We start from the raw sequence: 19,426 nt of genomic DNA, 5'->3' as shown, positions 1-19,426 counted from the left end.
TCACAATGAGACAGTGGATGCTTGCCGCCGCAATCGCGGTGGTCGTGGCCGCCTGCGCCACCACCACCTCGCCGACCGGCCGCAAACAGTACATGGCGTATTCGGACGCCGAGCTCAACCAGGTCGGCGCCCAGGCCTTCAACGAGATGAAGGCCAAGCAGCAGACCCTCTCCGGCGGGCAGCAGTCGGCCTACGTGCAGTGCGTGGTCCAGGCGCTGGTCGCGCAGCTGCCGGCGGAGTGGCGCTCGCTGCCGTGGGAGACCGCGGTGTTCGTCGACGACACGCCCAATGCCTTCGCCCTGCCGGGCGGCAAGGTCGGCGTGCACACCGGCATGTTCAAGGTGGCGAAGAACCAGGACCAGCTGGCGGCGGTGCTGGGCCACGAGATCGGCCACGTCTACGCCCGCCACACCAACGAGCGCGTCTCGCGCCAGGCCGCCACCTCCGGCGTGCTGGGCCTGCTCGGCGCGGTCGCCGGTGCCCGCTATGGCGACCGCGCCTCCCAGGCCATCACCCAGGGCGGCGGCACCCTGGCCCAGCTGGGCCTGCTGCTGCCGTTCTCGCGCAACCAGGAGGCCGAGTCGGACCAGATCGGCCAGCAACTCATGGCCCAGGCCGGCTTCGACCCGGCCGAGGCGGTCAACCTGTGGCAGAACATGATCGATGCCGCCGGCAGCCGCCAGCCGGAATGGCTGTCCACCCACCCCGACCCGCAGAACCGGATTGCCAGCCTGCGCCAGCGGGCGCCGACCCTGCAGGGGACCTACCAGGCAGCACGCAACGCGGGCCGAACGCCGCGTTGCGGCTGATAACGTCTTCCTAACATCCGGAACCAGTCCTTTCCGTATTGAGGCAGGTTCTGTTAGGTTTGCCGACCGATCCGCCATCGACCACCGGTGGCACGAAAGAGGTGATCCATGAAATTCCGCAGCAAGCACGCCGTCCTGTCGCTTTTCGTCGCAGCCGCCCTCGGGGGCGTGGTGCTGGCGGAAGACGCCGCCGCGCAGTCGCGCGGCAGCAAGAAGTCGCAGGGGGCCGAGCAGCTGTACCCGCAGGCGACCCGCAAGGAGCCGGCGACCACGTCCTCGCGCAAGGCGGGCAAGAACCTGCAGAAGATGCTGGACGCGTTCAACGAAGAGGACTACGCCCAGGCCCGCAGCCTGGCCGACCAGATCCTGGCCACCGAAGGCACCAACGACTACGACCGTGCCCTGGCCGCGCAGGTCGCCGCCCAGGCGGCTTACAGCGAGGATGACAGCGCTGCCGCCAAGGCCTACCTGGAGCAGGTGCTGCAGTACAACGGCCTGGACAACAACGGCCACTACCAGTCGATGCTGATGCTGGCCCAGCTGCACCTGGCCGACGACGAGGTCGACCAGGGCCTGGCCGTGCTCGACCGCTACCTGTCCGAGACCCAGTCCTCCAAGCCGCAGGACCTGGTGCTCAAGGGCCAGGCGCTTTACCAGGCCGAGCGCTACCAGGAGGCGATCCCGGTGCTGAAGCAGGCGGTGGAGTCGCCGGAAGCCCGGGACAACTGGGTGCAGCTGCTGATGGCCTGCTACGTCGAGTCCGGCCAGCACGGCGAGGCGATCGCCCTGGCCGAGCGCCTGGTGGCCAAGAACCCGGGCGACAAGAAGGCCCAGACCAACCTGGCCACCGTCTACGCCCAGGCCGAGCGCATGGACAAGGCCGCCGAGGTGCTGGAGAAGCTGCGCGCCGCCGGCCAGCTGAGCGAGGAGCGCGAGTACCGCCAGCTCTACGTCACCTATGCCAACATGGAAGGCCGCGAGAAGGACGTGATCGCGGTGATCAACGAGGGCCTGCAGAAGGGCCTGCTGAAGCCGGACTACCAGACCTACCTGGCCCTGGCCCAGTCCTACTACTACAGCGAGCAGATCCCGCAGGCGATCGAGAACTGGCAGAAGGCGGCCCCGCTGTCCAAGGACGGCGAGACCTACCTGAACCTGGCCAGGGTCCTCTACCAGGAAGGTCGCGTGCCGGAGGCCAAGCAGGCCGCCCAGCAGGCCCTGGCCAAGGGCGTGCGCAAGCCCGAGGACGCGCGCAAGATCATCAACCTCAAATAAGTAGTCCAAAATCAGCCGCCGGGCCCTAGGCACAGGGCCTCGGTATTGGTATATGCTTGGCGGTTCATGCGGTTTTCACCGTGCATCACGGAACCGCCGGGTTCCAGCCTCACAATCGAGCCATTGGCGCAATGACTGAACAACTGGTCGTCCACAGGAACTACGAAGAAACCGAGGACAGCGGGCTAAGCTGGCCGCGCATCATCGGCATCGCGTTCGTCATCGCGCTTCATCTGGCGGCGCTGATGCTGCTGCTGATCCCGGCCGTGGCCCCCAAGGCGGAGAAGGAGAAGGAGCGCGCCATCCTGGTGACGCTGGTCGACGCCCCGCCGCCACCCCCGCCGCCGCCGCCGCCGCCGCCGAAGCAGGACAAGCCGCCGCCGCCGATCAAGGAGCTGTCGCCGCCGAAGCCCTCGCCGGTGCCGCCGCCGCCGGAGGCTCCGCCGATCGACGTTCCGGAACCGCGGCCGACCGACGTGTTCCAGGAGCCGAGCCCGCCGGCGCCGCCGGCCCCGCCGACCGACATCGCGGCCAGCGTGGACATCTCGTCCAAGAACATGAACCCGCCGCGCTACCCGCCGGCCGCCGCGCGCGCCGGCATCGAGGGCGAGGTGATCCTGGTCATCGACGTCGACGCCAATGGCAATGTCACCAACGTCACGGTCGAAAAGTCCAGCCGTAACCGCGACCTCGACCGTGCCGCCGTGGAGGCGGCTCGCAAGTGGCGCTTCAATCCCGCAGTCGTGGACGGCCAGAAGGCGGCCGGTCGCGTCCGGGTCCCGGTGAACTTCACCCTGGGTTGATGTCCGAACCCCGTGGCGGCCCGCCGCCACGGTAGCCGGGCCTACGTTTCCGCCTTCCTTCTACAACACCACCAAACCAAACAAAGGTAAGCGTCATGCTGCAGGAACTCTTCATCGCCGCCGCTGCCGGGGGCAACGCCTCCGCCCTGAACCAGATGGGCTTCGACCACCTGCTCCACGAGATGACCACCAAGCCCGGTGAGTTCGCCGTCTCCTGGATCGTGCTGCTCGTCCTGGTGTTCATGTCGGCGGCGTCCTGGTACTGGACCATCTTCAACGCCATCAAGAACATGCGCCTGAAGGCCGCCGCCGACCGCGTGGTCAACGCCTTCTGGGAAGCCCCGAACGCGCAGGAAGCCATCCGCGTGATGGAAGAGCAGCCGCGCAGCGAGCCGTTCTCCAAGATCGCCCTGGACGCCGCCCAGGCGGCTGCCCACCACCAGCGCACCGAAGGCGCCGGCGCCGGCCTGGGCGAGAACCTGAGCCGCTCGGAGTTCGTCGACCGCGCCCTGCGCCAGGCCGTGACCCGCGAGAGCGCCAAGCTGCAGTCGGGCATGGTGCTGCTGGCCACCGTCGGCGCGACCGCTCCGTTCGTCGGCCTGCTGGGTACCGTGTGGGGCATCTACGGCGCCCTGATCCGCATCGGCGCGACCGGTTCGGCCTCGATCGACGCCGTTGCCGGCCCGGTGGGTGAGGCGCTGATCATGACCGCGATCGGCCTGTTCGTCGCGATCCCGGCCGTGTTCGCCTTCAACTTCTTCAGCAAGATCAACAGCGCCACGATCGCCAAGTTCGACGCGTTCGCTCACGATCTGCACGACTTCTTCGCCACCGGCTCGCGCGTGCGCTGAGCCGGTACCGAAGCGTCGTTCCAGCCTAGACGGAGAGCCCCATGGCCTTCAGTACCGACAACAGCAGCGGTCCGATGAACGACATCAACGTCACGCCCCTCGTGGACGTGATGCTGGTGCTGCTCATCATCTTCATCATCACCGCGCCGCTCATGGCGCATAAGGTGAAGGTCGAGCTGCCCGAGGCCAACCTGGTCCGCTCGCACGACGAGGAGAACGATCGCCTGATGCCGATCACCATCGCGGTGACGGAGGATGGCTCGCTCTACTGGAACGACGAGCCGATCACCCGCGAGGTGATGGAGTCGAGGTTGTCCAGCGTTGCCCAGCAGACCCCGCAGCCGCCGCTGAACCTGCGCGCGGACCGCACCACCCGCACCGGCATCATCCAGGATGTCATCAAGGTGGCCCAGGGTCAGGGCATGCTCGACATCGGTTTTGTCGCCACCAAAGAGAAGGGGCAGTAACCCATGGCTTTCAGTACGGGTGGCAACAAGGGCCCAATGGCGGAGATCAACGTCACGCCGCTGATCGACGTGATGCTGGTCCTGCTGATCATCTTCATCGTGACCGCGCCGATCATGACCTACCCGATCGACGTGGCCCTGCCGCAGCGGGTGCTCAACCCGCCGCCGGTCACGCGTGAACCGCCGCCGCCGATCGACCTGCGCATCGACGCCTCCAACCAGGTGTACTGGAACAACGGCCCGGTTGCCCTGGCCAACCTCCAGCAGCTGATGGAGACCGAAGTGCAGCGCGATCCGACCAACCAGCCGGAGCTGCGCATCGATGCCAGCGGCGACTCGCAGTACGAAGTGCTGACGCGCGTGCTGGCCGCGGCCAAGAACGCGGACATGAAGAAGATCAACTTCGTGCAGTAACAGTGCCCTGGCGGCCCCGCCTCCTGCAGCGGTAGGGTCGCCGGGACCAGCACTGGGATAACGCCGCCTCCGGGCGGCGTTTTTCGTTTCACGCTGCCGCGGCGCCGGCCCCGCTCCGGTTACGGCACGGCGTGGCCCCGAGCGGTGCGCCAGACCCGTCCCCGGAAGGCGGGCGGCCGCTGCGCGGCAGCGCCGGACAGCAACGCAGCGTCCCCGGAGCCCGCGGCGGAAGCCGTCGGGCCGGCGCGCCGCGTCCCGGGCTGCATGCAGTACCGCCACGTGGAACCCGCAAACCGGATGGCGGCGCCCGTACCGGACCTGTTGCCCGGCAGGTCCGGTACGGGCGCACTTGCCTGTGGCCGGTCCGGCGGCGGCTGGCCGCGACCGCCGCGGGGCACTCAGCCAGTGCGGCCGAGGATCCCGAGATAGGCGCGGACGGTGGCGTCCAGGCCGGCGTAAAGCGCCTCGCCCACCAGGGCATGGCCGATGGAGACTTCCTCGATCCCCGGTACCGCGGCGAGGAACTGGCCAAGATTGGCCTGGGACAGGTCGTGCCCGGCATTGACCCCCAGCCCCGCGGCCTGGGCCCGCCGCGCGGTGTCGGCGCAGGCGGCCAGTGCCGCCCGGGCATCGCCGGCGGCATGGGCCTCGGCATAGGGGCCGGTGTAGATCTCGATGCGCTGGGCACCGACCTCGGCCACGCGCTCGACCCGCGGATTGCCCGCGTCCACGAACAGGCTGACCCGGCAGCCTAGCGCCCTGAACCCGGCCACCTGGTCGGCCAGGGCCTGCAGGTCGCCTTCCAGGGCGAAGCCGTGGTCGGAGGTCAGCTGGCCGTCGCTGTCCGGGACCAGGGTGACCTGGGCCGGGCGTACCTGCCCGCACAGCGCCAGCAGGCCGGGATAGCCGGGACGCGGCGGGGCGAAGGGGTTGCCCTCGATGTTCAGTTCCACGCCGTAACCTGCGGTGGCCGCGGCCAGCGGCGGCAGGTCCTCGGCGACGATATGGCGCCGGTCGGGACGCGGATGCACGGTGATGCCGTGGGCGCCGGCGGCCAGGCAGGCGCGCGCGGCCTCCAGCACGTCCGGCTCCCGGCCGCCGCGCGAATTGCGCAGCACCGCGACCTTGTTGACGTTGACGCTCAGCCGGGTCATGGCGCCGGCGGGCTGTCGCCGCCCTGGCGCACGGCGGCCTCGCGCCGGCGCGCCTCGGCCAGCTGGCGCAGGCGCAGCAGCTCGGCCGGATCGACCATCGCCACCTCGTCGCGGCTGCCCTGGCCGATCCGCTCGCGGTACCAGCCGACCACCCAGGCCAGCAGGAAGCCGGCCATCATCAGCAGCCACAGGGCCAACAGCCCGGCGCTATGGGTGGTCAAGGCAAGCATCAGGGCCCCCAGGGCCAGCAGCAGGTACAGCCAGTGCATCGCGATTCTCCGCAGATCGGCGCCCCCTCGTGCGCCCCGGCGCCGCCATGATGCCGCCGCCGGCGGCCGCCGGCCAGCCCGCGCATCCGCCAGCGTGGCCGCCCGTCGCCTACAGCACCGGCGACAGCAGGCGCGCGAACGCCTCCGGCAGGCGGTGCCGCCACAGGCCCATGGGGCGGTCCAGGCGGACCCGCGTGGACTGCTCCATCTCCCCTTCCAGCAGCTGCGCCAGGGCCTCGCAGGTCTGGCGGTCGCGCAGCATCATCGAGGCCTCGAAGTTGAGCCGGAAGCTGCGGTGGTCGAAGTTGGCGCTGCCGACCACGCACAGGTCGTCGTCGGTCACCAGGGCCTTGGTGTGGAGCATGCGCGGGCCGTACTCGTAGACCTTGACCCCGGCCTTGAGCAGCTCGTCGAAGTACGAGCGCGCGGCCAGGGTCACCAGCAGCGAGTCGCAGCGCCGCGGCACCAGCAGGCGCACGTCCAGCCCGCCCAGCGCGGCCGAGGTCAGGGCCATGCGCGCCGCCTCGCCCGGCACGAAGTAGGGCGTGGCCAGCCATACCCGGCGCCGCGCCTCGTGGATCGCGGCCACCTGCAGGCGGTGGATCGCTTCCCACGAGGAGTCCGGGCCGGACACCAGCAGCTGGGCGAAGATCCGGCCGCGCGGAGCCTCGGGCCAGTAGGCGGGATCACCGAACCGGGTGGGTTCGGTGCAGTCGGCGTAGATCCAGTCCTCGACGAAGGCCAGCTGCATGCTGCGCACCACTTCGCCCTCCACCCGCATGTGCAGGTCGCGGAAGGCGCGATCGCGGACGGTCTCGTCGTGGTCGTCGGTGATGTTGATCCCGCCGATGAAGCCGACCGCGCCGTCGATCACCACGATCTTGCGGTGGTTGCGCATGTTCAGCCACGGCCGGGTGAACGGCCGGAACTTGGTCGGATGGAACCAGCAGAACTGGCCGCCGGCCTCGACCAGCGGCCTGAGGTGGCGTTCGCGCAGCGGCCCGGAGCCCACCGCGTCCAGCAGCAGGCGTACCTCGACGCCGGCGCGGGCACGCTCGGCCAGCGCCTCCAGCAAGCGTCCGCCGGTCCTGTCGGGGCGGCAGATGTAGTACTCCAGGTGGATGTGGTGGCGGGCCCTGGAGATGGCCTCCAGCAGGGCGGTGTAGGTCGCGTGGCCGTCGACCAGCCAGTCTGCGCGGGTGGCGGTGGACGGCGGCAGTCCGGTGGTGGACTGGGCCACGCGCGCCAGCTCCACCGCGCTGTCGTCGGCCGGGCAGATTGCCGAGTAGTGGCCCATGCCCGAGCGCGAGCGCCCGCGCCGCAGGCGCTGCCGCTTGATCCGCTGCGGGCCGAGCAGGAAGTAGACCAGGAAGCCTATGTAGGGCAGCAGGGCCAGGGACAGCACCCAGCTGAGGGTGGCGACCGGCTCGCGCTTCTGCAGCACGACCCAGGCGACCAGCCAGGGGATGTACAGCAGCCAGGCCACGGCGAGGTAGAGGCCGAGGTTCGGAACCGAGCTGACGGCCTGCCAGGCGGCTTGGATGAGGTCGGGCATGGCGGCGATTCTAGGCGGGCCGGCGGCGACGCGGGGGTGAGGGCGTCGCAGCCGCTGAGACGCGGCCGTGGCAGGCTGGGCCCATGCACGGACCTGTCATCAAGGGGCGCGGCGCGCGCGGCTACCTGCCGGGGCGGTTCGAGGCCACCACCACCGAGGCGGTGGACGACGGCTGGGCGCCGCCGGAGGCCGACACCGAATCCGGCCCGGATCCGTCGCGCCCGCGCACCCGGGTCCAGGAGGAAACCGCGCGCAGCATCATCAGCCGCAACAATTCCCCGGACGTGGGCTTCTCGCAGTCGGTGAACCCCTACCGCGGTTGCGAGCATGGCTGCTCGTACTGCTTTGCCCGGCCCTCGCATGCCTACCTCAACCTGTCGCCGGGCCTGGATTTCGAGACGAAGATCTTCGCCAAGACCAACGCGCCGGACCTGCTGCGCCGGGAACTGGCGCGCCCCGGCTACCGCCCCAGCCCGATCGCGCTGGGCATCAACACCGACGCCTACCAGCCGCTGGAACGCAGGCTGCAACTGACCCGGCAGCTGATCGAGGTGCTGCTCGAGTGCCGCCACCCGTTCACCCTGATCACCAAGAACGCGCTGGTGGAGCGCGACCTGGACCTGCTGCAGGCCGCCGCCGCGCTCGACCTGGTCCATGTGCACTTCTCGGTGACCTCGCTGGATCCGCACCTCAGCGCCCGCCTGGAACCGCGCGCCGCCGCCCCCCACGCGCGGCTGCGGGCGATGCGCCGCCTGCACGAGGCCGGGGTTCCGGTCGGAGTGATGTTCGCCCCGGCCATCCCGTGGGTGAACGACCACGAGCTGGAGCGGGTGCTGGAGGCGGCGCGCGAGGCCGGCGCCACCAGCGCCGGCTACATCCTGCTGCGGCTGCCACACGAGGTGGCGCCGCTGTTCCGCGACTGGCTGCAGGCGCACCTGCCCGACCGCGCCGAACACGTCATGAGCACGGTGCAGCAGATGCGCGGCGGGCGCGACTACGACTCCGGTTTCGGCACCCGCATGCGTGGCCAGGGCCGCTACGCCGACCTGCTGGAGCAGCGTTTCGCCCTGGCCTGGCGCCGCTTCGGCTATGCGCAGGCGCGGCAACGTCCGCTGGCCTGCAGCCGCTTCCAGCCGCCACGGCCGCCCTCGCCGCAGGGCGAACTGTTCTGAGCGCCCGCGACGGCCGGCTCAGGCCGGCGGCTGGCAGGAATCGCGCACGATCAGGTGTGGCCGCACGCTGGCCACCGGCAGGGCGACGGTGTCGCTGCGGATCAGCGCGGCGGCGGCGATGCGACCGGTGTCGCGGATGTGCCGGCGCACGCTGGTCAGGGCCGGCCACAGGCGCGAGGCCAGCGGGCTGTCGTCGTAGCCGACCACCGACAGGTCGCGCGGGATGCTGATGCCCGAGCGCAACGCGACCTTGTAGACGCCGGCGGCGATCTCGTCGTTGCCGCAGAAGATCGCGGTGGGCCGGTTGCGGCCGGCCAGCAGCTGCTCGGCCGCCGCCACGCCGGACTCGAACGAGTAGCTGGCCTCGATGATCCGCGACTTCGGCACCACCATGCCGCGCCGCGCCAGTGCCTCGACGAAGCCCTCGGTGCGCTCCCGCGCCGAGCGGTAGGTGGTGGCGCCGGTGATCAGGGCGATGTCGCGGTGGCCCAGGTGCAGCAGGTACTCGGCCGCCTCGATCGCGCCCTCGCGGTCGTGGGTGACGATCATGCGGTTGTCGCTATCGTCGAACGCCGCCGAGACAATGCGGGTGTAGCGGCAGCCCATCTCCGCCAGCATGTCGGCCAGGGCCTGGTCCTCGGACGCGCGCGGCACCAGCATGACCCCGTGCAGCTTCTGCTGCTGCACGAAGCGGCGCACGCCATCGATGTAGCCCGGGGTGCGGCTGTCGCAGGGGTGCACCACCAGTTCGAAGCCCGAGTCGCGCAGCGCGTCCAGCGCGCCGTACTGCATGTCGACGATGTATTGCGCGGTGGGGTTGTCGTAGACCATGCCGATCAGGAAGGAGCGGCGGAACGCCAGGCCCCGGGCCATCGGGTCGGGCGTGTAGCCGACCTCGCGCATCAGCGCCTCGACCTTCTCCCGGGTGTCCTTCCGCACCAGCGGGGAGTTGTTGATGATCCGCGAGACGGTCTTCTTCGACACCCCGGCAAGCCGGGCGATGTCGTTGATGGTGGCCGGCTTGCCTGCGGGGAGGCGGGCCACTTCAGGACTCTTGCTCGCTGGCATATCTGGCTTCCCGTGGACAGGGGCCTGATTCTATCCGCGCGCGGCCTGCGGGCAGGAACCAGGGGGCGGTGCAACGCTCCGTCCCCGAGTGCCCGCGCCGCGGCGGCATGGCCGCAAGCACCGGCAACGCCCGCGGCGCGCCGCCGCATTGCCGGCGGACGCGGGTGCCGCGCGGGAGGCCCGTCCCGCGCATGCGCCGCCGCGTCCGGCCACTACAATGACACCGATTGGCCTCGCCCCAGCGGCGGGCTGCCTGCGGTCCCACAGCCACAGCCAAGGAGTCGCGATGTCCGCGCGTGTCGTGTGTTTCGGTGAACTGCTGCTGCGCCTGGCCGCGCCCGGCCGCGAGAAGCTGCTGCAAAGCCCGCAGCTGGAGGTGCGGGTGGGCGGGGCGGAGGCCAACGTGGGCGTGTCGCTGGCCCGGTTCGGGCACCGCGTGGCCATGGCCAGCACCGTGGCCGACAACCCGCTGGGCGAGGCCGTGCTCGGCGAACTGCGCCGCCACGGGCTGGACACTGCGGCGGTGCGCCGGGTGCCCGGGCGCATGGGCCTGTACTTCCTCGCCCCCGGCGCCATCCACCGCCCGGCCGAGGTGCTGTACGACCGCGCCGGCTCGGCCTTCGCCCTGGCCCCGGCCGATGCCTACGACTGGCCGGCGCTGCTGGCCGGCGCCGACTGGCTGCACCTGTCGGGCGTGACCCCGGCGCTGGGCGCCAATACCGCCGCCGCGGCGCTGGCCGCTGCGCGTGCCGCGCGTGCCGCGGGGGCCAGGGTGTCCTTCGATGGCAACTTCCGGCCGAAGCTGTGGGAGGCCTGGCAGGGCGATGCACCGTCGATCCTGCGCGAGCTGATGGCCGAGGCCGACGTGCTGTTTGCCGACCACCGCGACATGGGCGTGGTGCTGGGCGGGCAGTACCCGCAGGCCGAACCGCTGCAGCGGGTGCAGGCGGCCGCGGCCGACGCCTTTGCCGCCTTCCCGCACCTGCAATGGCTGGCCTGCACCCTGCGCACCCCGCGCAACGTCGACCACCACGCCCTGGCCGGCGTGCTGGTCGGCCGCCAGTCCGGCACCGCGCTGGCGCCGCAGGAGGAAGTGGGGCCGATCGTGGACCGCATCGGTGGCGGCGACGCCTTCGCCGCCGGGGTGCTGCACGGCCTGCTGCGCGGCTGGGAGCCGCAGCGCACGATCCGCTTCGGCCTGGCCGCCGGCTGCCTCAAGCATTCGATCCCGGGCGACTTCAACCTGGTGTCGGAGGCCGAGGTCGAGGCCCTGGTCGGCGAAGGCCGCTACGACGTCAGACGCTGAGCGGCGCCGGCGCGGGCGTGGGCCGGGCCCTTCCGGGTACCGCAGGGCGGGCCGGACCTGCTCGGCCCGGCTTCAGATGATGCGTAGGGTGATGGCCTTCAGCACCGCGCGGGTGCGGTCGCGGGTGCCGAGCTTGTCGAGGATCGCCGAGACGTAGTTCTTCACCGTGCCCTCGGCCAGGAACAGGCTGCGCGCGATTTCCTTGTGGGAATAGCCGCCGGCCAGCAGCCGCAGGATCGCCACCTCGCGCGGGCTGAAGCCCTCCTCAGGAGGGGTGTCGTCGCGGAAGCGGAAGCGCGCGCGCACCGGCTCGGTGGAGACCGGCGCCAGCAGGGTGCCGCCGGCGGCCACATGCCGGATCGCCTCGTGCAGTTGCTCCGGCGCGGCGTCCTTGAGCAGGAAACCCTGGGCCCCGGCCTCGCGCGCGTGCAGCAGCAGGTCGGCCTCGTCGAAGGTGGTCAGCAGCAGCACCGGGGTGGGGTCGCCGCGCCCGCGCAGGGCGTGGACCATGGCGATGCCGTCCAGGCCGGGCATGCGCACGTCGCTGAGGATCACGTCCACCGGCTGCGCGGCCACCGCCTCGAGCAGGGCATGGCCGTCCTCGGCCTCCAGCGCCACCACCAGGTCCAGCCGCTCCAGCAGGGCGCGCAGGCCGGTGCGGACCAGGGCCTGGTCGTCGGCGAGGGCCAGGCGCAGCGCGGATCCGCTCATGCCGGCAGCCTCGCCTGCAGGCGCAGGCTGCCGCCCGGGGTCAGGCCGACGTCCAGCCGCCCGCCCAGCGCGGCCAGGCGTTCGCGCATGCCGGACAGGCCGTTGCCCTCGCGCACCGGGCCGCGGCACTGGCCGTCGTCGTGGATGTCGATGGCCAGCCCGCCGTCCTCGCGCTGCAGCCGGACCCGCACCGTGCCGGCGCCGGAATGGCGGGCGGCATTGGTCAGCGCCTCCTGCACCACGCGCAGCAGGGTCTCGGCCACGGCCGGATCGGCCACCCGCACGCCCGGGTCGATCTCCAGCTCCAGCCGCGGGCGCGGGAACGGCGCGGCAAGCGCGCGCAGCGCGGTGGCCAGGTCCAGGCCACGGTCGTCGCGCAGCGACTGCACCACCTGGCGGATGTCGGCCATCAGCTCCCCCGACAGCCGCTCGGCCACCACCAGCTCGTGGCGGCCTGCCAGCTGCGGCTCGCCCAGCAGCAGGCGCAGGTTGAGCCGCATCGCGGTGAGCTTGTGCCCGGCCACGTCGTGCAGCTCGCGGGCCATGCGCAGGCGCTCGGCGTCGCGCGCGCTGTCTGCCAGCAGGGCGCGGGTGGCCAGCAGGTCGGCATTGACCCGGGCCAGGGCGTCGCGCGAGCGCTCGGCCGAGGTGGCGTAGTGCACGCAGATCGCGGCCAGGGCCTGGAACCCCATGTTGATCAGGACCATCGGCTCCGGCTCCTGGAAGCCGGCGCGGCGCAGGGCGATGCAGAAGGCGATGTTGGCCACCGCCGCCGCGGCCAGGCAGGTGCGAGCCGGCCAGGCCGAAAACATGCACGCCACCCAGATCACCAGCAGTACCTGCGAGGCATTGACCCGGTAGCTGAGCCCGCCCAGCGCCAGGATCACCGGCGCCATCGCCACCAGCACCAGGTCGCGGCTGCGGCGCCAGTGCTCGGGCAGCAGCTGCAGGGCGAGGAACAGCAGCAGGAACGCGCCCAGCAGCGCCAGCGCCAGCGGCTGTTGCTCCGGCGTGGCGAAGCGCAGCGCGTAGCCCACGGTGAGGATGGTCAGCAACCCGGCCAACGGCAGCGGGCGCAGCAGGGGTTCGAGCATGCGGCGCATGGGCGCATGCTCGGTCCTGCCCGGCGCCGAGGCAATGGTCCCGGCGCAGGAAGTGACTTCCGGCAGGTGGGGGCGGCTCAGCCGGCCTTGCGCCGCGCCGGGGCCTTCTTCGCGGCCTTCTTGGCGGTGGACTTGCGCGCGGCCTTCTTCGCCGGGGCCTTCTTGGCCGGCGAAGCCTTCTTCGCCGGGGTGCGCTTCTTGGCCTTGAGGCTCTGCTCCAGCAGGGACATGAAGTCGACCACGTTGGTGGTGGTCTCCTCCGGCGCGTCCGGCTCGTCGTCCACCTGGGTGGTGCCGCCGGCGCTCTTGATCCGCTTGCGGATGATGGCCTGCAGCCGCTCGCGGAACTCGTCGCGGTAGTCGTCCGGGGTCCACTTGCCGCTCATCGAGTCGATCAGCTGCTCGGCCATCTGCAGTTCCCTGGCGCTGATCCGGTAGTCGGAGGCCGAACCCTCCGGCAGCTTGTGCTCGGCCGGATCCACCAGTTCCTGCGGATAGCGCAGCAGCATCAGGATCAGCGCATCGCCCTGCGGCAGCACCGCGGCCAGGTATTCGCGGGTGCGGATCACCACCCGCGCGATGCCGGCGCGGCCGCTGTTGCGCAGGGTCTCGCGCAGCAGCACGTAGCCCTTCTCGGCCTTCTTGCCCGGGACCAGGATGTACGGCTTCTCGTAGTAGCGCGGGTCGATCTCGATCGCGTCGATGAAGGTCTCCACCTCCACCGTCTCGTGGCTCTCCGGCGCGGCGGCCTTGATGTCCGATTCCTCCAGCACGACGTAGCTGCCCTTGTCGTACTCGAAGGCCTTGACCACCTCCTTCCACGGCACTTCCTCGCCGGTGTCGGCGTTGACCCGCTCGTAGCGCACCGGCTTGTGGTCGCGCGAGTCGAGCATGCGGAAGTGCAGGTCGGTGCGGCGCTCGCCGGACATCAGCGAGACCGGGACGTTGAGTAGGCCGAAGGAAAGGGTGCCGGTCCAGATCGGGCGGGCCATGGCGGAGCCTCGGGCGACGGGGACTGGAGGGTTAGCACGGGCGCCGTGGCGCGGCCGTGAGCGACGCGCACAGGCGCGCGGACGCGGCCCCTCACGCGTTCTTTAGCGGCCTGGCGCAAGCATGGGCGTTCCCGCCGGACAGACCACGAGGCAGAGCATGTCCCACCGAGACCGCAAGGACCCGCCGCCGCCCGGCAAGGAGCGGCAGCCCCCCACGCCCGCCGAGGAGCAGAAGCGCAAGCGGCACGAGGACCGCAACCAGGACGAGGCGCTGGAGGAGACCTTCCCGGCCAGCGACCCGGTATCGCCGTTCGTGCCGGCCAAGCTGCCCGAGTAGGCGCTTTCCCCGCGCGGGCCCGCGACGCAGAAGGCCCCGCATCGCGGGGCCTTCGTGCATCGGCGTGGCGGCGGGATCAGCCGCTGACCGCGGCCACCGCGCGCGCCACGTACTCCAGGTTGCCCTGGTTGAGCGCGGCCACGCAGATGCGGCCGGTGCCCACGGCGTAGATGCCGTACTCGTCGCGCAGGCGGTCCACCTGCTCGCGGCTCAGGCCCGAGTAGGAGAACATGCCGGCCTGCTGCGAGATGAAGCCGAACTCCGGCCGGCCCAGCTCGGCGAGCTTGGCCACCAGGCCTGCGCGCAGGGCGTGGATGCGCTCGCGCATCTGCGCCAACTCCTCCTCCCACAGCGCCCGCAGCTCGGGGCTGGTGAGCACGCCGGCCACCAGCGAGGCGCCGTGCGCCGATGGGCTGGAGTAGATGGTGCGGATGATGCGCTTGATCTGCGACTGCACCGCCCTGGCCTGTTCGGCGGTGGCGGCGACCGCGCTCAGCGCGCCCACGCGCTCGCCGTACAGCGAGAACGACTTGGAATAGGAGCTGGCGACGATGAAGCTGTCGATGCCGGCGTCCACCAGGATGCCGATCGCGGCTGCGTCCTCGGCGATGCCCTTGTCGAAGCCCTGGTAGGCCATGTCCACGAACGGGAACAGCTGGCGCTCCTTGAGCACCTGCGCCACCTGCTTCCACTGCTCGACGGTCAGGTCGGCGCCGGTGGGGTTGTGGCAGCAGGCGTGCAGCAGCACGGTGGTGCCCGGCTGCAGCTGCTGCAGGTCGGCCAGCATGCCGGCGAAGTCCACGCCATGGGTGGCGGCGTCGAAGTAGGTGTAGTCCCTGACCTCGAAGCCGGCGGCGCTGAACACCGCGCGGTGGTTCTCCCAGCTCGGGTTGCTCAGCGCCAAGGTGGCGTGCGGCAGCACCTTGCGCAGCAGCTCGGCGCCCACGCGCAGCGCGCCGGAACCGCCCACGGTCTGGGTGGTGGCGACGCGGCCGGCGGCCAGCAGCGGCGAATCCTTGCCGAACAGCAGCTCGCGGGTGGCCTGGGTGTAGGCCGGCAGGCCGTCGATCGGCAGGTAGCCGCGCGGGCGCGCCGCCGCGGCCAGCGACTGCTCCACCTGCTGCACCGCTTTGAGCAGCGGGATCCGTCCCTGTTCGTCGTAGTAGATGCCGACGCCCAGGTTGACCTTGGTGGCACGGGTATCGGCGTTGTACGCCTCGGTCAGGCCCAGGATCGGGTCGCCGGGAACCAGTTCGACGTTCGAGAAGAAGGACACGGCTTGGCTCTGTGCGGTGGGATGGGACGGGAACGGGCGCCGCCGTGGCGCGGCGCCGCAAAAACCGCCCAATCGTAGCAGGGTCCCGGCGGCGGCTCGACCGTTTCCGCCGAGACCGTCGCCGCGCTCAGCGGCGCAGTTCCATGCCCAGCAGCAGGGCGCGGCCGGGACCGGGCTCGTAGTAGCGGCCGTTGGATTCGTTCACGATCACCGACCCGGCGTATTGCCGGTCCAGCACGTTGTCCACCCGCGCGAACGCGCGCAGGCGGCTGCCGCCGGCGTCCCAGCTGCGCGCGGCCTCCAGGTGCAGCAGGCCGTGGCCGGCGGCCGACTCGCTGCCGGCGTCGTTGACCGGCACCGCATCCAGGGCCAGGCCTTCCAGTGCCGCCTCCCAGGCCTGGCCACGCCACTGCAGCCGCGCCCAGCCCTGGCGCCGGGCCACGCCGGGGATCGCGGCGCCCGCGGCCACCTGGCCGAAGCCGTCGCTGAAGCGCGCATCCAGCCAGGTCGCGGCGACCTGCAGCGACCACGCCGCCGTCAGCGGCAGGCGCGCCGACAGCTCGGCGCCTTCGCGCCGCGCCCCGCCCACGTTGCGGAAGCTGGAGCGCCCGCCGCTGTTGCTGGCCACCGCCAGCTCGTCCTCGGTATCGACCCGGAACAGCGCCGCCTCGACCGCGGTGCCGGCATCGCTGCGCCACTTCAGCCCCAGCTCGAGGTTGTCGCTGCGCGCCGGGCGCAGGTCGAAGGCCAGGCCGGCGCCGCCATCGGCGCGGTAGGAGAGCTCGTTGAAGGTCGGGGTCTCGAAACCGCGCCCGGCCGACAGGTACAGGCGCAGATCGTCGCTGGCGCTGAACACCAGGCCCGCCACCGGGGTGAAGGCGGAGTAGCGCACCGAACCGCTGTCGTCCGGATTGCCGGCGGTGACGTAGCGGTCGTTGGCCTCGAACCGCACCTGGCTGTGGCGGGCACCGGCCTGCAGCGCCCAGCGCGGGGCCAGCTTCCACCAGGCCTGCAGGTACTGGTCGAAGCTGCGCACGGTATTGACCTCGTCGCGGCGCAGGGCGCCGCGCACGCCCAGGCGCGGGCCGCCGTCGCCGGGCAGGAAGTTCTCGTAGCCGTGGCGGTCCTGGCGCTGGCGCTCGAAGCTGGCGCCGGCGGTGAGTTCGAAACGGCCTCCCGCGTCCCGCCAGGCCACGCGCGCGTCGGCCCCGCCGTAGGCGCCATCCAGGTCGATCACCCCGCCGGAGTGCAGCGGATTGGCCTGCGCCGCCGGCGGCACCGCCAGGTACTGCACCACGTCGCGCTGCCCGGCCCAGCTGCTGGCGCGCAGGTTCCAGCCGCCGCCCAGCGGCTGCCGCCAGTGCAGGCCCAGCTGGTCCTGGCGCACCGACTTGCGGGTGTCGTAGTCGTGCGCGACCGCGGTCGCCTGGCGCGGGTCGGCCTGCATCTGCGCACGGGTCAGGCCCAGCGGGTCCTGCGCGTCGGGGGCGTGGAAGTGGTTGCCGACCAGCTCGATCCGGCCGCCACTTTCCAGGTCGCGGTGCAGGCGCGCGTTGAGCGAGCTGCGCCTGGCCTGGCCGTGGTCACGGTAGCCGTCGCTGTCGAGGACCGCGGCGGAGACGTTGTAGCCGGTGCCGCCGGCGGTGCCGCGCAGGCGCGCGCTGCCGGCCAGGTGGCCGTAGCGGCCGGCGGTGGCGCGCAGGTCCAGGCTGGGTTCGGGCGTGCCATCGGCGCTCCACAGCTGGACCACGCCGCCGGAGGAATTGCCGTACAGCGCCGAGAACGGGCCGCGCATGACCTCGATGCGGTCGCCGGCGGCCAGGGCGAAGTGCGAGACCTGGCCCTGGCCGTCGGGCATGGTCGCGGGGATGCCGTCGGCGTACAGGCGCACGCCGCGCACGCCGAAGGTGGAGCGCGCGCCAAAGCCGCGGATCGACAGCTGGGTGTCCTGGGCGCGGTTGCCGCGGTCGCGCGCCAGCAGGCCGGGAATGCCGGACAGCACCTCGGAGACATCGCTGCGCGGCCGCGCCGAACCGGCCTGCAGGTCGACCACGTCCAGCGAGGCCGGCAGCTCGAACGCGGGCACCGAATCCAGCCGCGCGGTGACGAGCACGCCAGGCAGGTCGGCCGGCACGCCCTCCGGTTCCGGGGCGGCGGTGGCGGCAACGGGAGTGAGCGCGCCGGTGGCGCCGGCCAGGAGCAGGGTCGCGGTCTTCATCGGGGGCCAATGGCGTGCAGAAGCGGGTGGCGCAAGTCTAGGCATGGCCCCGTTAGGTGTCCGCTACGGGCGCCGCTCATGGCAATGCGCAATGTGCTTCTGCCGAACCGTAGCGAGCCGGCAGCCCCGGGATAATCGCATCTTTACCCCCCGGGAGCGGCGCGCCGTTCCAATCGAAGGCGAACGATCCACGGAGGCAGCGCCATGCGCATCACCATCATCGGCGCCGGTTTCGCCGGCAGCGTCCTGGCGACCGAACTGGCCCGCATCGCCCCCACTGGCGTGGACCTGTGCCTGGTCGGCAATGCCGACGGCTTCGGCCGCGGCGTGGCCTACGGCGAGGCCCGCCCCGAGCACCTGCTCAACGTGCGCGCCCGCGAGATGGGCGCCACCGCCGACCAGCCGGCCGAGTTCGCGCGCTGGCTCAACCTCACCCGGCGCGCGGAGGACAGCTTCCTGCCGCGGCTGGTGTACGGCGAGTACCTGTACTCGCGGCTGCAGTCGGCAGCGCAGGTGTCGCTGGCCGGCTTCAGCCAGGTGCAGCAGGAGGCGGTGGCGGTGGAGCGCGAGGGCGACGCGTTCCGGGTGCTGCTGGCCGACGGCGCCGATTTCCTCACCGACCGGGTGGTGCTGGCGGTCGGCGCGCTGCCGCCGCAGCGGCTGCAGGGCGTCGGCCCGCGGCTGCTGGTGGACCCGGCCTACATCGCCTGGCCGTGGCAGAAGAACCTGCGCGGCGAGGACGCGCTGGCGCGGGTACCGGCGCAGGCCCGGGTGCTGGTGATCGGCACCGGCCTGACCATGGCCGACACCGTGGTCACCCTGCTGCGCCGCGGCCACCAAGGCCCGATCACCGCGATCTCGCGCCGCGGCCTGCTGCCGCGCCCGCACCTGGCCGAACCCAGCCCCCCGATCGCGCTGCCGCCGACCGTGCTGCACGCGCTCAACAGCGGCGACGTGCGCCAGCTGCTGCGCGCGCTGCGCAGCCTGGCGCCGATCGTGCCGGACTGGCGCAGCCTGGTCGATGCGCTGCGTCCGTTCCTGCAGGGCTACTGCGCGGGCTGGCGGACGTGCAGCGCGGCCGCTTCCTGCGCCACCTGCGCCCGTACTGGGAGGTGGTGCGCCACCGCCTGCCGCCCAGCGTGCACGAGGAGCTGGAACAGCTGCGCGGCGAGGGCCGCCTGGTGGTGCGTGCCGCGCGCCTGCTGCGCGCGCGCCGCGGCGAGGAAGCGGTGGAGGTGGTGCTGCGCGAGCGCGGCCAGGCGCACGCGCTGGCCGAGCAGTACGACGTGCTGGTGCGCGCCACCGGGCTGGACACCGACATCGAGCGCACCAGCCACCCGCTGGTCGGGCAGCTGCGCGACGCCGGGCTGGTCAGCCCCGATCCGTTCGGCCTGGGCCTGCGCGCCAACGAGCGCTTCGAGGCGCTGGACCGCCACGGCGCGCCGGTGCGCGGGCTGTACTGCATCGGCCCGCTGCTGCGCGGGCAGCTGTGGGAAATCATCGCCGTGCCGGAACTGCGGGTGGCCGCGCGCGAACTGGCCCAGCAGCTGCTGCGCGCGCCCGCGGCTTCGGTCCGGGTGCAGCGCGAGGGCGCCCTGCCGCGCGGCGCGCGTGCCCTGCGCGCCGGCGCGCGCTAGCGCCCGCGC

Annotated in this window: 19 protein-coding genes and 1 pseudogene; 11 read left to right on the top strand and 9 right to left on the bottom strand. The window is 71.9% G+C overall.

Annotated elements, in window-relative coordinates; genetic code table 11:
- The first annotated feature begins 5 nt into the window (after nt 1–5).
- The 6 genes from EIM47_RS06180 (at nt 6) to EIM47_RS06155 (ending at nt 4,619) form a co-directional block, all read left to right on the top strand.
- Nucleotides 6–809 carry a M48 family metallopeptidase gene (locus EIM47_RS06180; RefSeq protein ID WP_028914291.1) on the top strand — a complete coding sequence of 268 codons (804 nt, stop codon included), beginning with the start codon at nt 6–8 and terminating at the stop codon, nt 807–809.
- Between the two features lie 108 nt (nt 810–917).
- Nucleotides 918–2,084, top strand: a complete 1,167-nt coding sequence (locus EIM47_RS06175) for a tetratricopeptide repeat protein (RefSeq protein ID WP_019397390.1) — start codon at nt 918–920, stop codon at nt 2,082–2,084.
- A 131-nt stretch (nt 2,085–2,215) separates the two neighbouring features.
- Entirely contained in the window at nt 2,216–2,887 is a 672-nt protein-coding gene (locus EIM47_RS06170) for an energy transducer TonB (RefSeq protein WP_125076412.1), read from the top strand.
- Between the two features lie 95 nt (nt 2,888–2,982).
- Nucleotides 2,983–3,738, top strand: a complete 756-nt coding sequence (exbB, locus tag EIM47_RS06165; protein WP_019397392.1) for a TonB-system energizer ExbB — start codon at nt 2,983–2,985, stop codon at nt 3,736–3,738.
- A gap of 41 nt (nt 3,739–3,779) precedes the next feature.
- Nucleotides 3,780–4,205 carry a biopolymer transporter ExbD gene (locus EIM47_RS06160; RefSeq protein ID WP_019397393.1) on the top strand — a complete coding sequence of 142 codons (426 nt, stop codon included), beginning with the start codon at nt 3,780–3,782 and terminating at the stop codon, nt 4,203–4,205.
- A gap of 3 nt (nt 4,206–4,208) precedes the next feature.
- Nucleotides 4,209–4,619, top strand: coding sequence for a biopolymer transporter ExbD (locus EIM47_RS06155; RefSeq protein WP_026010245.1), 411 nt, complete (start codon nt 4,209–4,211; stop codon nt 4,617–4,619).
- Nucleotides 4,620–5,017: 398 nt separating this feature from the next.
- Here the strand turns inward: EIM47_RS06155 and EIM47_RS06150 are convergent, their stop codons facing one another.
- The 3 genes from EIM47_RS06150 to cls form a co-directional block, all read right to left on the bottom strand.
- Nucleotides 5,018–5,773, bottom strand: coding sequence for a pyridoxine 5'-phosphate synthase (locus EIM47_RS06150; protein WP_125076411.1), 756 nt, complete (start codon nt 5,771–5,773; stop codon nt 5,018–5,020).
- A complete protein-coding gene (locus tag EIM47_RS06145; protein WP_125076410.1) occupies nt 5,770–6,042 on the bottom strand; it encodes a hypothetical protein in 273 nt (90 codons plus the stop codon). The genes EIM47_RS06150 and EIM47_RS06145 overlap by 4 nt, the downstream gene beginning before the upstream one ends.
- 109 nt (nt 6,043–6,151) lie before the next feature.
- On the bottom strand, nt 6,152–7,597 hold the full coding sequence (cls, locus tag EIM47_RS06140) for a cardiolipin synthase (protein ID WP_028914294.1): 1,446 nt from the start codon (nt 7,595–7,597) through the stop codon (nt 6,152–6,154).
- Nucleotides 7,598–7,680: 83 nt separating this feature from the next.
- On the opposite strand from cls, the gene EIM47_RS06135 reads away from it, so the two are divergent.
- A complete protein-coding gene (locus tag EIM47_RS06135; RefSeq protein WP_125076409.1) occupies nt 7,681–8,769 on the top strand; it encodes a PA0069 family radical SAM protein in 1,089 nt (362 codons plus the stop codon).
- Between the two features lie 18 nt (nt 8,770–8,787).
- Here the strand turns inward: EIM47_RS06135 and EIM47_RS06130 are convergent, their stop codons facing one another.
- Nucleotides 8,788–9,837 (bottom strand): LacI family DNA-binding transcriptional regulator, encoded by a 1,050-nt coding sequence (locus EIM47_RS06130; RefSeq protein ID WP_125076408.1) that lies wholly within the window; start codon nt 9,835–9,837, stop codon nt 8,788–8,790.
- A gap of 286 nt (nt 9,838–10,123) precedes the next feature.
- Between EIM47_RS06130 and EIM47_RS06125 the strand changes: the two genes are divergently transcribed.
- Nucleotides 10,124–11,143, top strand: a complete 1,020-nt coding sequence (locus EIM47_RS06125; RefSeq protein ID WP_125076407.1) for a sugar kinase — start codon at nt 10,124–10,126, stop codon at nt 11,141–11,143.
- Nucleotides 11,144–11,215: 72 nt separating this feature from the next.
- On the opposite strand, the gene EIM47_RS06120 is transcribed toward EIM47_RS06125, so the two are convergent.
- The 3 genes from EIM47_RS06120 to EIM47_RS06110 all read right to left on the bottom strand — a co-directional run bounded on the left by EIM47_RS06120 (nt 11,216) and on the right by EIM47_RS06110 (nt 13,949).
- On the bottom strand, nt 11,216–11,854 hold the full coding sequence (locus EIM47_RS06120; protein ID WP_125076406.1) for a response regulator transcription factor: 639 nt from the start codon (nt 11,852–11,854) through the stop codon (nt 11,216–11,218).
- Nucleotides 11,851–12,957 (bottom strand): histidine kinase, encoded by a 1,107-nt coding sequence (locus tag EIM47_RS06115; RefSeq protein WP_125076405.1) that lies wholly within the window; start codon nt 12,955–12,957, stop codon nt 11,851–11,853. Before EIM47_RS06115 ends, EIM47_RS06120 begins: the two co-directional genes overlap by 4 nt.
- Nucleotides 12,958–13,034: 77 nt before the next feature.
- Nucleotides 13,035–13,949 (bottom strand): Ku protein, encoded by a 915-nt coding sequence (locus tag EIM47_RS06110; RefSeq protein ID WP_125076404.1) that lies wholly within the window; start codon nt 13,947–13,949, stop codon nt 13,035–13,037.
- 157 nt (nt 13,950–14,106) lie between these two features.
- Between EIM47_RS06110 and EIM47_RS06105 the strand changes: the two genes are divergently transcribed.
- Entirely contained in the window at nt 14,107–14,286 is a 180-nt protein-coding gene (locus tag EIM47_RS06105) for a hypothetical protein (RefSeq protein WP_125076403.1), read from the top strand.
- Between the two features lie 76 nt (nt 14,287–14,362).
- Here the strand turns inward: EIM47_RS06105 and EIM47_RS06100 are convergent, their stop codons facing one another.
- Complete coding sequence (locus EIM47_RS06100; protein WP_125076402.1) at nt 14,363–15,562, bottom strand: amino acid aminotransferase; 1,200 nt, start codon at nt 15,560–15,562, stop codon at nt 14,363–14,365.
- A gap of 127 nt (nt 15,563–15,689) precedes the next feature.
- Nucleotides 15,690–17,780 carry a TonB-dependent receptor gene (locus EIM47_RS06095; protein ID WP_125076401.1) on the bottom strand — a complete coding sequence of 697 codons (2,091 nt, stop codon included), beginning with the start codon at nt 17,778–17,780 and terminating at the stop codon, nt 15,690–15,692.
- 204 nt (nt 17,781–17,984) lie between these two features.
- On the opposite strand from EIM47_RS06095, the pseudogene EIM47_RS15910 reads away from it, so the two are divergent.
- Nucleotides 17,985–18,560, top strand: a pseudogene (locus EIM47_RS15910) (FAD/NAD(P)-binding protein); the annotation flags it as partial.
- Nucleotides 18,561–18,847: 287 nt separating this feature from the next.
- Nucleotides 18,848–19,417 (top strand): FAD-binding protein, encoded by a 570-nt coding sequence (locus EIM47_RS15905; RefSeq protein WP_240626173.1) that lies wholly within the window; start codon nt 18,848–18,850, stop codon nt 19,415–19,417.
- The last annotated feature ends 9 nt before the right edge of the window (nt 19,418–19,426 follow it).

Source organism: Pseudoxanthomonas sp. SGT-18 (assembly GCF_003931645.1).
Lineage (GTDB): Bacteria > Pseudomonadota > Gammaproteobacteria > Xanthomonadales > Xanthomonadaceae > Pseudoxanthomonas.
Note: the sequence above shows the minus strand (reverse complement) of the source record. Positions and strands in the feature narration are given on the sequence as shown.

Coding starts and splice junctions, on each gene's coding strand:
- EIM47_RS06180 (WP_028914291.1), top strand. CDS start 6: ATGAGACAGTGGATGCTTGCCGCCGCAATCGCGGTGGTCGTGGCCGCC.
- EIM47_RS06175 (WP_019397390.1), top strand. CDS start 918: ATGAAATTCCGCAGCAAGCACGCCGTCCTGTCGCTTTTCGTCGCAGCC.
- EIM47_RS06170 (WP_125076412.1), top strand. CDS start 2,216: ATGACTGAACAACTGGTCGTCCACAGGAACTACGAAGAAACCGAGGAC.
- exbB (WP_019397392.1), top strand. CDS start 2,983: ATGCTGCAGGAACTCTTCATCGCCGCCGCTGCCGGGGGCAACGCCTCC.
- EIM47_RS06160 (WP_019397393.1), top strand. CDS start 3,780: ATGGCCTTCAGTACCGACAACAGCAGCGGTCCGATGAACGACATCAAC.
- EIM47_RS06155 (WP_026010245.1), top strand. CDS start 4,209: ATGGCTTTCAGTACGGGTGGCAACAAGGGCCCAATGGCGGAGATCAAC.
- EIM47_RS06150 (WP_125076411.1), bottom strand. CDS start 5,773: ATGACCCGGCTGAGCGTCAACGTCAACAAGGTCGCGGTGCTGCGCAAT.
- EIM47_RS06145 (WP_125076410.1), bottom strand. CDS start 6,042: ATGCACTGGCTGTACCTGCTGCTGGCCCTGGGGGCCCTGATGCTTGCC.
- cls (WP_028914294.1), bottom strand. CDS start 7,597: ATGCCCGACCTCATCCAAGCCGCCTGGCAGGCCGTCAGCTCGGTTCCG.
- EIM47_RS06135 (WP_125076409.1), top strand. CDS start 7,681: ATGCACGGACCTGTCATCAAGGGGCGCGGCGCGCGCGGCTACCTGCCG.
- EIM47_RS06130 (WP_125076408.1), bottom strand. CDS start 9,837: ATGCCAGCGAGCAAGAGTCCTGAAGTGGCCCGCCTCCCCGCAGGCAAG.
- EIM47_RS06125 (WP_125076407.1), top strand. CDS start 10,124: ATGTCCGCGCGTGTCGTGTGTTTCGGTGAACTGCTGCTGCGCCTGGCC.
- EIM47_RS06120 (WP_125076406.1), bottom strand. CDS start 11,854: ATGAGCGGATCCGCGCTGCGCCTGGCCCTCGCCGACGACCAGGCCCTG.
- EIM47_RS06115 (WP_125076405.1), bottom strand. CDS start 12,957: ATGCGCCGCATGCTCGAACCCCTGCTGCGCCCGCTGCCGTTGGCCGGG.
- EIM47_RS06110 (WP_125076404.1), bottom strand. CDS start 13,949: ATGGCCCGCCCGATCTGGACCGGCACCCTTTCCTTCGGCCTACTCAAC.
- EIM47_RS06105 (WP_125076403.1), top strand. CDS start 14,107: ATGTCCCACCGAGACCGCAAGGACCCGCCGCCGCCCGGCAAGGAGCGG.
- EIM47_RS06095 (WP_125076401.1), bottom strand. CDS start 17,780: ATGAAGACCGCGACCCTGCTCCTGGCCGGCGCCACCGGCGCGCTCACT.